This window comes from Microbacterium sp. M3, from assembly GCF_033548675.1.
In the GTDB taxonomy this organism is placed as follows: Bacteria; Actinomycetota; Actinomycetes; order Actinomycetales; family Microbacteriaceae; genus Microbacterium; species Microbacterium arthrosphaerae.
This window is the reverse complement of sequence record NZ_JAWTZT010000005.1, coordinates 194984-208138: the sequence shown is the minus strand read 5'-3', so window position 1 is coordinate 208138 and position 13155 is coordinate 194984. Positions and strand designations below refer to the sequence as shown.

Here is a 13155-nt window from a genome sequence, read left to right as displayed (position 1 = left end):
CCGATCCCCGCTGTTCCGAGGGCCCGGCCCGGTGCGGTGCGGCGCGGCCCGGCGCCGGGGATCCGGCTCAGGTGGTGTCGGGGCCGGTCACCACGATCGACACCTTGCCGTCGGGGCGCACGTCGATCTGGCCGGTGACGATGAAGGGCACGTCTTCGCTCACCGCGCGGACGCGGCCGTCGAAGAGCGAGCGGATGTCGACCTCGATGTGGGCGACGGCCTCTCCGGGGAGGATCGACCAGCCCGCGCCGTCCGGCTCGACGGCGACCGTGGGCTGTTGCACGATCGACCACGTCGGCAGCGAGTCGATGCGGTCCTGCACGAAGAACCCGAACGGGCAGGCCGTCGGCTGGAGCACCTGCTGGGTCGTGCAGGTGGTGAGGAACTCCTCGACCTTCTCCTGCACGACGCTGAGGAACTCTTCGGTCGGCTGCGCCTGCAGGTTCACCGGGATGGCGCGGAACGGGCTGTCGGAGAGCACCGCGACCCCGGGCGTCGCCGAGATCGCCGTGTCGACCGACACCGAGTACAGGCCGGGGGAGAAGACCAGCAGCGAGACGGGGGCGAGGGGATCGGCATCCGCTCCGTCCGGCGAGACCTGGCGCTTGTCGATCTCGAATCCGTTGACGTCGAAGGCCATGGAGCCGGTGACGCCGAGGTTCATGACGGCCAGCGGGCTCGTCGCGAAGCGCCACGTCGGGGCCAGGCCGATCGAGCCGTCGCGCTCCACCTCGAACGTCGTGCGCCCGTCGTACCCGCGCGCCTCGTACTCGATGGTCACCCGGGTGACGTCGCCGTCCTGCTCCTCCGACACGACCCGCACGTCGCCGATCGGTGCGAGCGCGGCACTGCGCAGCAGCGCCTCGGAGGCGCTCGCGGGCAGCCCCGCGGCCTCGAGCTCGGCGGAGCTCACTGCCACGCCGGGGACGGCCAGGGCGTCGGCCGCGTGCCCCTCGGCGAGCAGCTCGACGTAGCGCTCGACGAACGCCGACGGGCTGTAGAACTGCCGCTCGATGGCCCCCCACGCCGCCACGACGGCGCCGGCGAGCAGCAGGCCAACGATGCCGAGGAGCGTCAGGTCGAGGGCGAGGCTCCCGCGGGCACGCGTCTTGCGGGGCGGCTGCACGCGCGGCGGGGCGGCCGCCGTCGCGGCGCTGCCCGGGGTCGCCCCAGGGCCCGATGGCGCGCTCGCGCGACCGGATGCCGTGTCCACCGCCCCTTGGTCCACGCGAACAGTCTAGGAACCCCTGACCGGGAGCCCCCTGTGGACGTGCCACGGGGGAAACACGAGGTCACGCCATGATCGCGTCGCGGACCGCGCTCGCTCCGGCCAGCTGCCCCGACGCGATCGCCGCGGCAAGCGACACCATCGGCCCCGGCACCGCCGCGAGGTGCGCCATGTCGCCGCCGGCGTAGACGCCGGGCACGGTGGTCCGGCCGAGCGGGTCGATCTCGACGCCGCCGCTCGGGAGGATGCCGCAGCCCAGCTGCGCGGCGAAGGGCGCCCGCTGCGTCGAGGTCGCGGCCGTGAAGACGCCGGCGACCCGCTCCGTGCCGCCGGCCGCGAGCCGGAGCTCGAGGCCGCCTTCGACCTCCACCACCGCAGCCACGTCGGCCGGACGGGCCACGAACGCGGACGCGACCACGGGCCGCAGCATCCGCTCGATCATCGCGGCATGCTCGCCGTCGATGAGGATGCCGATGCGCTCGCCGGCGAACTCGTGCCCGTGGCAGAACGGGCACTGCGCGACGCGGCGCCCCCACTGCTCGGCCAGCCCGGGGACGTCGGGCAGCGCGTCGCGCATGCCGGTGGCCAGCACGAGACGGGCTGACCGCTCGATGCCCGCATCGGTCGTGATCTCGAAGCTCCCGAGCGCTCCCGCCACGGCGGCGACGGCGGCGTCGCGCACCTCGACGGTGGGGTACGGCGCGAGCTCTTCGCGGGCGATGCGGCGAAGCTCCGCGGGGCTCCGGCCGTCGTTGGTCAGCAGGTTATGGGCGTGCTCCACGGTGGCGTTGCGGTACTCGCCGGAGTCGAGCAGCAGCACCGAGCGGTGCATGCGGCCGATGGTGAGGGCGGCCTGCAGTCCGGCGGGGCCGCCGCCGATCACGATCACGTCGTACATGGTGTGTTCCTCTCGTCGGGTTGCGTCGGGAACGATCCTGTGACTTCATGTCGACATGAAGTCAACTCTGTCGATCGGGGATGCCGCGGCCCGGTTCTCGCTGCCCACCCACGTGCTGCGCCACTGGGAGGACGTCGGCCTGCTGCATCCGGACCGCGACGGCGGCGAGCGACGCCGGTACGGCGACGACGACCTCGTGCGCATCGGCGTGATCGTGCGCAGCAAGAGCGCCGGCATGAGCCTCGAGCAGATCGGGGTGCTGCTGGACGAGCAGGCGCCCGAGCGTCACCGCGTGCTGGAGGAGCACCTCGCCGAGCTGGACCGGCGCATGGCCGACATGGAGCGATCGCGCCGCATGACCGAGCACGCGCTGCGCTGCCGGTCGCACGACATCACGACGTGCCCCCGGTTCCGCGCGATCATGGACGAGGTCGTCGCCGGCACGGGCCGGTGGCGCGAGGCCGAGACCCCTGTGGAGAGCGAGCCGGACTCCACCGATCGCGGCGCGCGGCGGCAGGACGCGGCATCCGCTCGTTAGCATGAACCGGTGAACACCCCGCCTCTGTCGTCCGAGCAGGAGGCGCTCTTCCGGCTCATCGAAGACACCCGCGAGCACGTGTTCGTCACCGGGCGCGCCGGCACCGGCAAGTCGACCCTGCTGCAGCATCTGGCGTGGAACACGAGCAAGCAGATCGCGGTGTGCGCGCCGACGGGCGTCGCGGCGCTGAACGTCGAGGGCCAGACGATCCACTCGCTCTTCAAGCTGCCGCTCGGCATCATCGGGGCGCACGACGAGCAGCAGTCCGACGCGACCCGCAAGCTGCTCAACGCCATCGACACGCTCGTGATCGACGAGATCTCGATGGTCAACGCCGACCTCATGGACGCCATCGACCGCGCCCTGCGGCAGGCGCGGGGGCGGCGGGCCGAGCCGTTCGGCGGCACGCAGATCGTGATGTTCGGCGATCCGTACCAGCTGGCGCCGGTGCCGCCGCGTGGCGACGAGCTGCGCTACGTGCGCGACCACTACCGCTCGTTCTGGTTCTTCGACGCCAAGGTGTGGGTGGGCGAGGCGGCGCGCGACGGCATCCTCGACGTCGGCTCGTACGGCGCCGAGCTGAACATCCGCGAGCTGGTCGACATCCATCGCCAGTCCGACCCGGCGTTCAAGGCGATGCTCAACGCGGTGCGCTACGGCCGCGTGACCGCCGACATCGCGCAGGTGCTCAACGACACCGGCGCACGCACGCCCCCGCATCCCGCCGACGGCGAGCACCCCATCATCACGCTCGCCACGCGCAACGACATCGTCAACAACATCAACCGGCGCCACCTCGACGAGCTCATCGGCCGTGAGCAGACGGCGATGGCGGAGGTCAACGGCGATTTCGGACGGGGGGATGCCGCCTACCCGGCCGACCTCGAGCTCAAGCTGAAGGTCGGGGCCCAGGTGATGTTCCTGCGCAACGACACCGCCTCGTTCGGCGAGCCGCCGCGCTGGGTGAACGGCACGATCGGCACGGTGACGCGCATCGCGGGGGAGACGGTGCGCGTCGACGTCGAGGGCGAGGAGTTCGACGTCGAGCCGGCGGTGTGGGAGAAGTACCGCTACTCGTACAACCCCGGCTCCAAGCAGCTGACCCGCGACATCGTCGCCGAGTTCACGCAGTTCCCGCTGCGGCTCGCGTGGGCCGTGACGATCCACAAGTCGCAGGGCAAGACCTACGACCGCGCCATCATCGACCTCGGCTCGGGCGCCTTCGCGCCGGGCCAGACGTACGTCGCGCTGTCGCGGCTGACGTCGCTCGACGGGTTGTACCTGTCGCGGCCGCTGCGCCCGCGCGACATCCAGGTCGACCCGGACGTGCAGCGGTTCATGCGCGATGCCGTGCGGGGGACGCCCGTGTCCTGAGGCTCGCCACGGCCCGCAGCATCCGCCCCCGCCACGATCCGGCGAGAATACAGCTGGTCGCCGACATGGTGGGTGGTTCCCTACCTCTCGTCCACCAGCTGTACTCTCGAGGATTCGGCGCCGGATCCGGCCGGGACGGAGAGGGTCAGGCGACCTGGGCGGTGGCCTTCGCGGTGGCGAGGTCTTCGAAGAGCTCGGTGTTGAAGCGGTAGGCCAGCAGCACCTCGTCGATGACGCGCTCCTGCTCCGCGGCATCCCACGGCGCAGCGTCGAGCTGCTCGCGGTAGACGTCCTTGAAGGCCTTGGGGTCGGCGATGTCGTCGAAGACGTAGAAGCCGATGCCGTTCGTCTCGAACCCGAAGCGCCGGGCCATGAGGCGGCCGATGAACTGCCCGCCCGAGAGGTCGCCGAGGTAGCGCGTGTAGTGGTGCGCGACGAAGCCGCCCGCCCACGTGGCGCCGACCTCGTTGATGCGGTCGACGTAGCGGCGCGTCGTGGGCAGCGGCTCGATGCGCTCCTGCCAGTCGGAACCGACCAGGAACTCGAGGTCGGCCTCGAGTGCGGGCAGGCGCGTCAGCTTGTCACTGATGAACACCGAGGCGACCGGGTCATTGCGCATCTGCTTCGCGGTGCGCTCGAGGGCCTCGTAGATGAACCAGTGCTGCACCACGAGCGCGACGTAGTCGTCGCGGGTGCCCTCGCCCTTCATCAGGTCGGCCATGAAGCCGGACTGCTCGCTCGACGAGTGCGAGCTGCTGGAGCGCTCGCGCAGGGCAGCGGAGAAGGGGATCGGGTCGGTCATACCTTCATGCTAACTGAAGATAAGGCGACCCTAAGAAGGAATTTCCTACGCGTGCGACCGCGGCTCGATGCCGAGCCGCCGGCAGGCCTCGTCGTAGAGCGCCACGATCTCGCGCCGGACCTCCGGCCGCTCGCTGATCGGGCCGCCGAGCCACGGCACGGTGATCTCCTGGGTCGAGCCGTCGGCGCGCGTCGCCTGCCAGACCCCGCCGTGCCCGTCGAACCCGGTCATGCGGGCGGCGGTGGCCTCGGCATCCGTCATCCCCGCCTCCGGCCCGAACGCGCGGGCGATCAGCAGGTTGTCGTCGCCGTGGTCGCCGTTCATGTGGCCGAGCACACCGGCGAGCGTGGCGTCGTCGAACGTGTGCCCGCCGCCCGCCTCGAGAGAACTGGTCATGCACACACCCTACGGACGGCCGTGCGGCAGGAGCGACCGGGGTGTGTTTGAATGCATTGCACGATCATCGGGGGGTGAGCATGCGGACCCGCTCCAGACATCGCCGCGCCATCGCGGTGGTCGCTGGTGCGCTCGCGTCGCTGCTCGTCCTCGCCGGGTGCTCCTTCGGAGGAGAGACCGAGCCCGATCTGCCCACGCAGAGCACCACGCCGTTCCCCGACGAGGTCGTGCAGCAGTTGACGGATGCCGTCACCCACGCGATGGGGACGACCGGGTCATCCGGTGCCATCGTCGGCGTGTGGGCGCCCTGGAGCGGCAGCTGGGTGACCGGCCTCGGCACGCAGCGGCCCGACGGCGGAGGCGAGGTCACGGTCGATCAGCGGTTCCGCGGCGGCAAGATGACGCGCGCCATGACGTGCGATGTGCTCTACAGCCTCGTCGCGGACGGCCAGGTCGACCTCGACGACAGCATCACGGAGTACGTCTCGGGTGTGCCGGACCTCGAGGCGGTCAGTCTCGGCGAGCTGTGCGACGGCACGTCTGGCATCGGCTCGTACACGGGCGCGCTCTACAACTCCTGGATCTCGAACCCGTCGCGGCAGTGGGACCCCCGCTACATCGCGAGCTTCGGTCTCGGCCAGCCGCGCACGGCCGAGCCGGGTGCGGCGTACCGCGACTCCGATGCCGGCTACGTGCTGCTCGGGCTCGCGCTCGAGCGGGCCACCGGCGCGACGGCAGCCCAGCTGCTGCAGACGCACGTCGCCGACCCGCTGGGCCTGGAGGCGACAGCGCTCGGCGACATGCCGGCCGAGGGCGCACTGCAGGGCGGGCAGTCGCTCCCCAACGCCGAGGGCGCGCTGGACTGCGCGCAGCCCGTGGACCTGACGGCGGCCTCGTGGACCACCGGCTTCACCGACGCGGGCGTGGTCACCGACATCGACGACCTCGGACGCTACGTGCAGGCGCTCGCCTCGGGCGCCCTCGTGAGCGACGACGACCGCTTCGCGTCGCCCCTGCCCGTCGCCCCGGACGCCCCGTCGTGGTTCGCCGCCGGCGGGGGCGCCATCATGGCGGGCTCGCTCATCGGCCAGTACGGCAAGGTGCCCGGCTACATCTCGGCCGCCTTCGCCGACCCGGGCAGCGGGCTGACGGTCGCGGTCGTGCTCAACAACTCCGCCGCAGACCCGCTCGTCGGGGAGTACCTCGCGTGGGAGCTCGCCGCCATCGCCTCCAAGGCACCGGCCGCCGCAGGCGAGTCCGTCCCGGAAGCGGGCCTGCCGTGGACGGCCGAGCAGTACCACGAGGCCATCGCGGGTGCGGCGGTCTGCACGCCCCCGGCCTCGGAGTGACCGGACCCGCGGGGCCCGGCGCCGCGCGCGCCGGCTCGGGGACCACGCCCGCCGTCCTGCTGGTGATCGCCGGACTCGCGTGCCAGGAGGTCGGCGCCGCGATCGCCGTGCTGCTGTTCCCGCAGGTCGGCCCGCTCGGCATGGTGATGCTGCGGCTGGTGTTCTCGGCGATCGTGCTGCTGCTCATCGCCCGTCCGCGCCTGCGCGGCCATGGACGGGCGGACTGGACGGCCGTCGCGCAGTTCGGCCTGGTGCTCGCGGTGATGAACGGGCTGTTCTACCTCGCCCTCGAACGGCTGCCCCTCGGCGTCACCGTCACCATCGAGGTGCTCGGGCCGCTCGTGCTGTCGATCGTCGCGGCCCGTCGCGCCTCGGCGTGGCTCTGGGCGGTGCTGGCGTTCGCCGGGGTGGTCGCGCTGGGTGGCGGCGGATGGGACCGCCTCGACCCGCTCGGCGTGCTCTTCGCCCTCGGAGCGGCCGCCAGCTGGGCGTTCTACATCCTCGCCTCGGCGCGCGTGGGCCGGGCCTTTCCGAAGCTCGACGGACTCGCGCTCGCGATGACGGTCGGCGCGATCATCGCCCTGCCCTTCGGGATCGCGGATGCCGGAGCCGCCCTCCTGCGGATCGAGCTCGTCGCGCTGGGCGCGGCGGTGGCGGTGCTGTCGTCGACGATCCCCTACGCGTTCGAGCTCATCGCGCTGCGCCGCCTGCCGGCCGCCGTCTTCGCGATCATGATGAGCCTCGCGCCGGCCACCGCGGCGCTCGCCGGGTTCCTGTTCCTCGGACAGCACCTGGCCTGGCTCGAGATGCTCGGCATCGCACTCGTCATCGCGGCCAGCATCGGCGCCATCCGCTCCTCCGCCCGTGCCGCCCGTGAGGCCGCCGAGCCCCTCGCCTGACCCCGGCCCGCGGCATCCGTCGGTCTTTGGCGTGTGCTGCGGGGCGCGAGACCGCACGTTCGCACCGGTTTCGGCGCGGTGGTGGTGCTGTTGTGAGGTCTCGTCGCGATAGCCGGGGGGACGGATGCCGGTGGCCGGGGCGGTGTGTGTTGTCGGCGCGGGGGTGCGGCATCCGTTCCCTCCTGAGCCTCTGCGCGGCGCGCGGGGCGCGAGACCGCACGTTCGCACCGGTTTCGGCGCGGTGGTGGTGCTGTTGTGAGGTCTCGTCGCGATAGCCGGGGGGACGGATGCCGGTGGCCGGGGCGGTGTGTGGGGTCGGCGCGGGGGTGCGGCATCCGTTCTCTCTTGAGCCTCTGCGCGGCGCGCGGGGCGCGAGACCGCACGTTCGCACCGGTTTCGGGGCGGTGGTGGTGCGGTTGTGAGGTCTCGTCGCGGTGGCGGGGGACGGATGCCGGTGGCCGGGCGGTGTGCGTCGCCGCGGGGGTGCGGCATCCGTTCCCTACGGAGCCTCGGCGCGGCGCGCGGGGTGCGAGACCGCACGTTCGCACCGGTGTGGGTACGGTGGTGGGGCTGTTGTGAGGTCTCGTCGCGCTAGCCGGGGGGGGAGAGAGACGGATGCCAGTGGCCGGGCGGTGTGCGTCGCCGCGGGGGTGCGGCATCCGTTCCCTCCTGAGCCTCTGCGCGGCGCGCGGGGTGCGAGACCGCACGTTCGCACCGGTTTGGGGACGCTGATGGTGCTGTTGTGAGGTCTCGTCGCGATAGCCGGGGGGGGAGAGAGACGGATGCCGGTGGCCGGGCGGTGTGCGTCGACGCGGGGGTGCGGCATCCGTTCCCTCCTGAGCCTCTGCGCGGCGCGCGGGGCGCGAGACCGCACGTTCGCACCGGTTCTGGGGCGGTGGTGGTGCGGTTGTGAGGTCTCGTCGCGGCGGAGGAGGGCTGGCAGGTCCTGAGTAGGCTCGCGGCATGGCGCACGAGACGAATTCCGGCCGGACGAGATGGGCCGTGCTGGGCCCGGGAGCGATCAGCAGGGACTTCGTCGTCGGCCTGCGCGCGTCGGAGCACGGCGTGCTGCACGCGGTGGGCAGCTCGTCGGCCGACCGTGCGGCGGCGTTCGCGGCAGAGCACGGGGCCGAGGCATCCGGAACATACGATGAGGTGCTCGCGCGCGACGACGTCGACGCCGTCTACGTCGGCACGGTGCACACGACCCACGCCGACCTCGCGATCCGCGCGCTCGAAGCCGGCAAGGCCGTGCTGTGCGAGAAGCCGGCCAGCCCCACCCTCGACGAGGTCGAGCGGATCCTCGCCGCCGCCGAGCGGGCGCAGCGGCCCTTCCTCGAGGCCTTCAAGACGCGGTTCGGGCCGTTCGCCGAGGCACTGCGCCAGCTCGCGCGCAGCGGGGAGCTCGGCGCCCTGCAGAGGTTCGAGGGCGCGTTCGGGTTCGACGCCGGCACGCGTGAGGGGCGGCTGTTCGACCCGGCCCTCGCCGGCGGCGCCATCCTCGACGTCGGCTGCTACCCGCTCGCGCTCGCGATCGACCTCGCCGCGGCCGCCGGGCAGCCGGTCGACCAGCCCGAGTATCGCCGGTTCGAGGCGGAGCTGGTCGCGGGTGTCGACGGCACCGCGTCGGCCGAGCTGGTGTTCGGCGACGTGACGGCGCTGATCGCGACGTCGGTGATCGCCGACCTCCCCGACACCGGCGTGCTGCGCTTCGCCGGCGCCGAGGTGGTGCTGCCGCACGTGTGGGGCAGCCGCACCGAGAGCCCCTCGACACTGATCGTCCGGCGCGACGGCGAGGAGACGCACCTCGAGGTGCCGGTGGTGCAGCCGATGGCCGCCGAGGCCGACGCGCTGTCGCTCGCGATCGCCGAGGGCCGTCGCGAGGTGCCGCAGATGCCGTGGTCGCACACGCGCGCGGCCGCTCGCGTGCTTACGGACTGGCGCGACGCCGCCCTCGCCGGCTGACCCCGACGGCGCCCGCCGAACGGGTCAGGCGCCGCGCGGGGGAGCGGTCGAGCCGCGCACGTGCAGCGTCGGGTTCAGCACCACGCGATGCACCGGCCGGGTCGGATCCTCGATGCGCCGCGCGACGAGGTCGACGGCGGCGCGGCCGACCGCGGCGCGCGGCGGGCTCACGGCGGTGAGGGCCGGCGTGAACAGCTCGGCGACCTCGTCGTCGTACGCGATCACCGACAGGTCGCCCGGCACCGAGATGCCGCGGTTGAGCGCGAGATCGACGAACGCCATCGCCTCGGGATCGGAGTGCACGAGGATCGCGGTGACCGAGTTCGACAGCGCGGCGTCGAGCGCCGAGTCGACGACCGCCGAGAAGTCCGGGCTGGTGCGCGGGGGCAGGCTCGTCTCGAAGTGATCCGCCGGCGTCAGGCCCAGCTCGGCGCAGGCGGCCTGCCAGCCCGCAGCGATCTTGCGCGAGGTGGGCGAGTCGCGCGCGATGATGAGACCCACCCGGCGGTGCCCGAGCGAGGCGAGGTGCCGTGCCGCGAGCACGGCGCCCAGCGCGTGGTCGGTCGTGACGTTCTCGACCGGGCTGCCGTCGGGCTGCCGCACCGCGTCGCGCTCGACGAGCACGTTCGGCACCCTGCACTCGGCGAGCCACTGCACGACGTCCTGCGCGTGAGGCGTGTCGGTGTTGGGCGCCACGACGAGTCCCCGCACACCGTCCGCGTGCACGAGGCGCTCGAGCACGGGGCGCTCGTCCTGCAGCTCGTACGAGGCGCCCCGCAGCACGACGCGCATGCCCAGGCGCGCGGCCTCGGTCTCAGCGCCGCGCACGACGCTCGGCCAGTAGAAGCTCAGCGACGGCACCAGCATCGCGATCGAGCCGGCGCGGGGTGCGGAGAGCGGATGCCCCGACTCGGCGTCCTCGAACGCCCCCGCGGCGGGCACGGCACCGCCGTGCACGCGCACGAGCAGGCCCTCACGCTCCATCTGCGCGAGATCGCGGCGCAGGGTGACCGGCGCGACGCCGAGTTCGTCCATGAGCTGGGCGACCCGCACGGCGCCGTCGCGCTCGAGCGTCGCCAGCACGTGGGCGCGCCGCTCGGCGGCCAGCAGTGCCGGTGTCTGGTCGGTCATCGGGCGTCCTCCGCGTTCGTCTGGTCCAGTTCTACCGTGACCGCGATCCGGCCGCGTTCCATCACGTCGAGATCGAGGCGGGTGAGTCGCGGCCCCCACACGCTCGTCAGGATCGGGTCGTCGAGTTCGCGCACCACGAGGGTCGCGTCGATCCCGGCCGGCCACGAGATGCGCAGGGGCGTGGCGCCCTCGAGCGGAGTGACGATGACGGATGCCGCGTCCCGGCGCACGTCGCCGGCCAGCAGCATCCGCACCTGGGTCGGCGCGGGGGTGGGGGGCGTTTCGTCTCGGTCGCTGTCGCTCCCTCGCTCCACGACCGGGGCGGTCAGGGTGGGCGCGGGGGGCGGGGGCGTTTCGTCTCGGTCGCTGTCGCTCCCTCGCTCCACGACCGGGGCGGTCAGGGTGGGCGCGGGGGGCGGGGGCGTTTCGTCTCGGTCGCTGTCGCTCCCTCGCTCCACGACCGGGGCGGTCGGGGTGGGCGCGGGGGGCGGGGGCGTTTCGTCTCGGTCGCTGTCGCTCCCTCGCTCCACGACCGGGGCGGTCGGGGGGGGCGCGGGGGGCGGGGGCGTTCCGTCTCGGTCGCTGTCGCGCCCTCGCTCCACGACCGGGGCGGTCGGGGGGGGCGCGGGGGGCGGGGGCGTTTCGTCTCGGTCGCTGTCGCTCCCTCGCTCCACGACCGGGGTCGCGCCGTCCGCTCGCTCGACGACCGGGGCCGCGCCGTCTGCTCGCTCGACGACCGGGAGGGCCGGGGTGGAGGTCCAGGCGTCGTCGATCACCACGCGGCGGGAGGCGCGGTCGAGCCGGACGGTCCGGCGCCACGGGGCGGCACCGGGGTACGCCCCGGCGAGGTCGAGCGACAGCGACGCCGACTGATCGCTGATCGAGACGTCGACCCCGGATGCCGCGAACTCCGCGCCCGGGCTCTGCTCGACGCCCGCGATCACGGGAACGTTGTGCCAGCCGCTCTGCATCGTCCAGATGTCGTAGCGGCCGGGCCCGAAGGTCTGCAGCGTGTAGGTGGGGCGGCCGGCGTCGACGATCACCGGCACGCCGTCCGACGCGACGACGAACGAGCCGACGTCGTTGTGGTTGTGGTGCTCGCCGTTGTGGCCGCCCTTCACCGCCAGCGTCAGCCCCGCGGGCGTGCCGTCGTGCTCGCGGGCGAGCAGCACCTCGGTCGAGGGCAGCCACACCTCGCGGGGGTACGGCGAGGACTCCTGCGCCGCGGCGATCCACGCGTCGTCCGTGATGCCGCGCAGCAGCCGGCCGAAGCCCTCGCGCTCGGTGGCGGCGGGTGAGCCGGCGGTGCGATGCGACGCGGCGTGGGCCGCGGCATCCGTGTCTCCGACCGCGCGCGCCGCGCGGTGCAGCGCGTGCCAGGGCTGCGCGTCCGACACGCGCGCCTGGCCGTCGGCGAGGTTGAGGTACCAGTCGCCGGCGAGGTGCATGCGGTGGGGGAACGCGACCGTCTCGCGCAGCGCCGGCACCGCCGAGGCGTCGAGCACCCCGCCGGTGGCGTGGCGCAGCAGGTCGAGCGCCTCGAGCGCGCGGCAGGCGCCGTTCCACCAGTACGCGTAGCCTTCGTCGATCGCGCCGTCGGCCGGGAGCACCGAGACGTAGCGGTCGATCCCCTCGATCGCGAGAGCGATCACGTGCGCCCGCTCTTCGGCGTCGGCGGGACCGTCGAGCAGCCGCAGGGCGCCGACGAGCACGTTGCCGTGGATCCACGGGTTCCAGTTGTGCACATCGCCGTCGAGACCGAGCCAGTGCCAGTCGCGGCGGCCGGTGAACGGCTCGAACACGCGCACGCGCGCCTCATGGCGGATGCGGGAGCGGATGCCGGGATACCGGGCTTCGAGGCGATCTCCGAGGAGGTGGTCGATCCAGGCCAGCAGCCCGATGACCTCGCCCGCGCCGAGGTCGAGGTACGGCTCCGTGACGGTGGGAAGGACCGACCCGCGCTCGTTGAAGGCGTCGTCGTGCGCGGGCCAGCACCACGAGCTCTGCTCGCAGATGAGCCACACGCCGTCCAGCACCTCGGCGAGGAACCGCGCCCCGAGCTCGTCGTCCTGTCCGTGGTGGGCGGCGGCGATCGCCGCGCGCGCCAGGCGGAACTGCCGCTCGAAGACCACGGACTCCCAGCCCTCGCGGTCGCCGTCGTCGTGGATGCGCGCGGCGGCGGTGGCGAGCGGGACGCCCCAGGGGCGACCCAGGTCCTCGTGGGCGCGGGCGACCACGTCGGCGACGGCGACGGGGTCGGCGCTTCCGTCCGGGCCCCAGACCGTTCGGTCGCCGGAGGGGGAGACGGGCAGCGCGCCCTCGGGCGCGGCGAGGCGGGAGGCGAGGGCCTCGACGAAGGCGCCGGCGTCGGCTGCCGCCTGTTCGTAGAACACGCCGGCGAGCACGCCCTCGAAACGCGGGGACCCGGGAGGCGTCGCGGTGGTCAAGGTTCCTCCTCGTTGATTCACCATGGTGGGAGAGTCGCTCCTGTTTTCGACCGATCGAGAGCCGAAACCGATCACAAACGATCATAACGAATCTGAATCAGCCTTGCAATGACCGAAATCGGTTGATA

11 protein-coding genes are annotated in these 13155 nt (G+C 73.0%); 5 read left to right on the top strand and 6 right to left on the bottom strand.

All coding sequences use genetic code 11. The features are described 5' to 3' along the window. Nucleotides 1-67: 67 nt before the first annotated feature. Nucleotides 68-1228, bottom strand: coding sequence for a hypothetical protein (locus R8Z57_RS15460; protein WP_318354677.1), 1161 nt, complete (start codon nt 1226-1228; stop codon nt 68-70). Between the two features lie 64 nt (nt 1229-1292). Continuing rightward, entirely contained in the window at nt 1293-2126 is an 834-nt protein-coding gene (locus tag R8Z57_RS15455; RefSeq protein ID WP_318354676.1) for an NAD(P)/FAD-dependent oxidoreductase, read from the bottom strand. A gap of 55 nt (nt 2127-2181) precedes the next feature. Here R8Z57_RS15455 and R8Z57_RS15450 point away from each other — a divergent pair, with 55 nt between their 5' ends. Further along, on the top strand, nt 2182-2664 hold the full coding sequence (locus R8Z57_RS15450) for a MerR family transcriptional regulator (protein WP_318354675.1): 483 nt from the start codon (nt 2182-2184) through the stop codon (nt 2662-2664). Nucleotides 2665-2673: 9 nt separating this feature from the next. Continuing rightward, nucleotides 2674-4038, top strand: a complete 1365-nt coding sequence (locus R8Z57_RS15445; protein WP_318354674.1) for a DEAD/DEAH box helicase — start codon at nt 2674-2676, stop codon at nt 4036-4038. 145 nt (nt 4039-4183) lie between these two features. On the opposite strand, the gene R8Z57_RS15440 is transcribed toward R8Z57_RS15445, so the two are convergent. Both R8Z57_RS15440 and R8Z57_RS15435 read right to left on the bottom strand, forming a co-directional pair. Continuing rightward, nucleotides 4184-4840, bottom strand: a complete 657-nt coding sequence (locus R8Z57_RS15440) for a biliverdin-producing heme oxygenase (RefSeq protein ID WP_318354673.1) — start codon at nt 4838-4840, stop codon at nt 4184-4186. Between the two features lie 45 nt (nt 4841-4885). Beyond that, nucleotides 4886-5236, bottom strand: a complete 351-nt coding sequence (locus R8Z57_RS15435; RefSeq protein WP_318354672.1) for a DUF2470 domain-containing protein — start codon at nt 5234-5236, stop codon at nt 4886-4888. A gap of 80 nt (nt 5237-5316) precedes the next feature. Here R8Z57_RS15435 and R8Z57_RS15430 point away from each other — a divergent pair, with 80 nt between their 5' ends. The 3 genes from R8Z57_RS15430 to R8Z57_RS15420 all read left to right on the top strand — a co-directional run bounded on the left by R8Z57_RS15430 (nt 5317) and on the right by R8Z57_RS15420 (nt 9449). After that, the gene (locus R8Z57_RS15430) at nt 5317-6585 is read left to right on the top strand and encodes a serine hydrolase domain-containing protein (RefSeq protein WP_318354755.1); all 1269 of its coding nucleotides are present in this window, start codon (nt 5317-5319) and stop codon (nt 6583-6585) included. Next, nucleotides 6582-7484, top strand: coding sequence for an EamA family transporter (locus R8Z57_RS15425; protein ID WP_318354671.1), 903 nt, complete (start codon nt 6582-6584; stop codon nt 7482-7484). The genes R8Z57_RS15430 and R8Z57_RS15425 overlap by 4 nt, the downstream gene beginning before the upstream one ends. Before the next feature lie 963 nt (nt 7485-8447). Next, on the top strand, nt 8448-9449 hold the full coding sequence (locus tag R8Z57_RS15420) for a Gfo/Idh/MocA family oxidoreductase (RefSeq protein WP_318354670.1): 1002 nt from the start codon (nt 8448-8450) through the stop codon (nt 9447-9449). A 24-nt stretch (nt 9450-9473) separates the two neighbouring features. Here the strand turns inward: R8Z57_RS15420 and R8Z57_RS15415 are convergent, their stop codons facing one another. Beyond that, a complete protein-coding gene (locus tag R8Z57_RS15415) occupies nt 9474-10580 on the bottom strand; it encodes a substrate-binding domain-containing protein (protein WP_318354669.1) in 1107 nt (368 codons plus the stop codon). Further along, entirely contained in the window at nt 10577-13027 is a 2451-nt protein-coding gene (locus tag R8Z57_RS15410; protein WP_318354668.1) for a heparinase II/III family protein, read from the bottom strand. The genes R8Z57_RS15415 and R8Z57_RS15410 overlap by 4 nt, the downstream gene beginning before the upstream one ends. Nucleotides 13028-13155 lie beyond the last annotated feature (128 nt).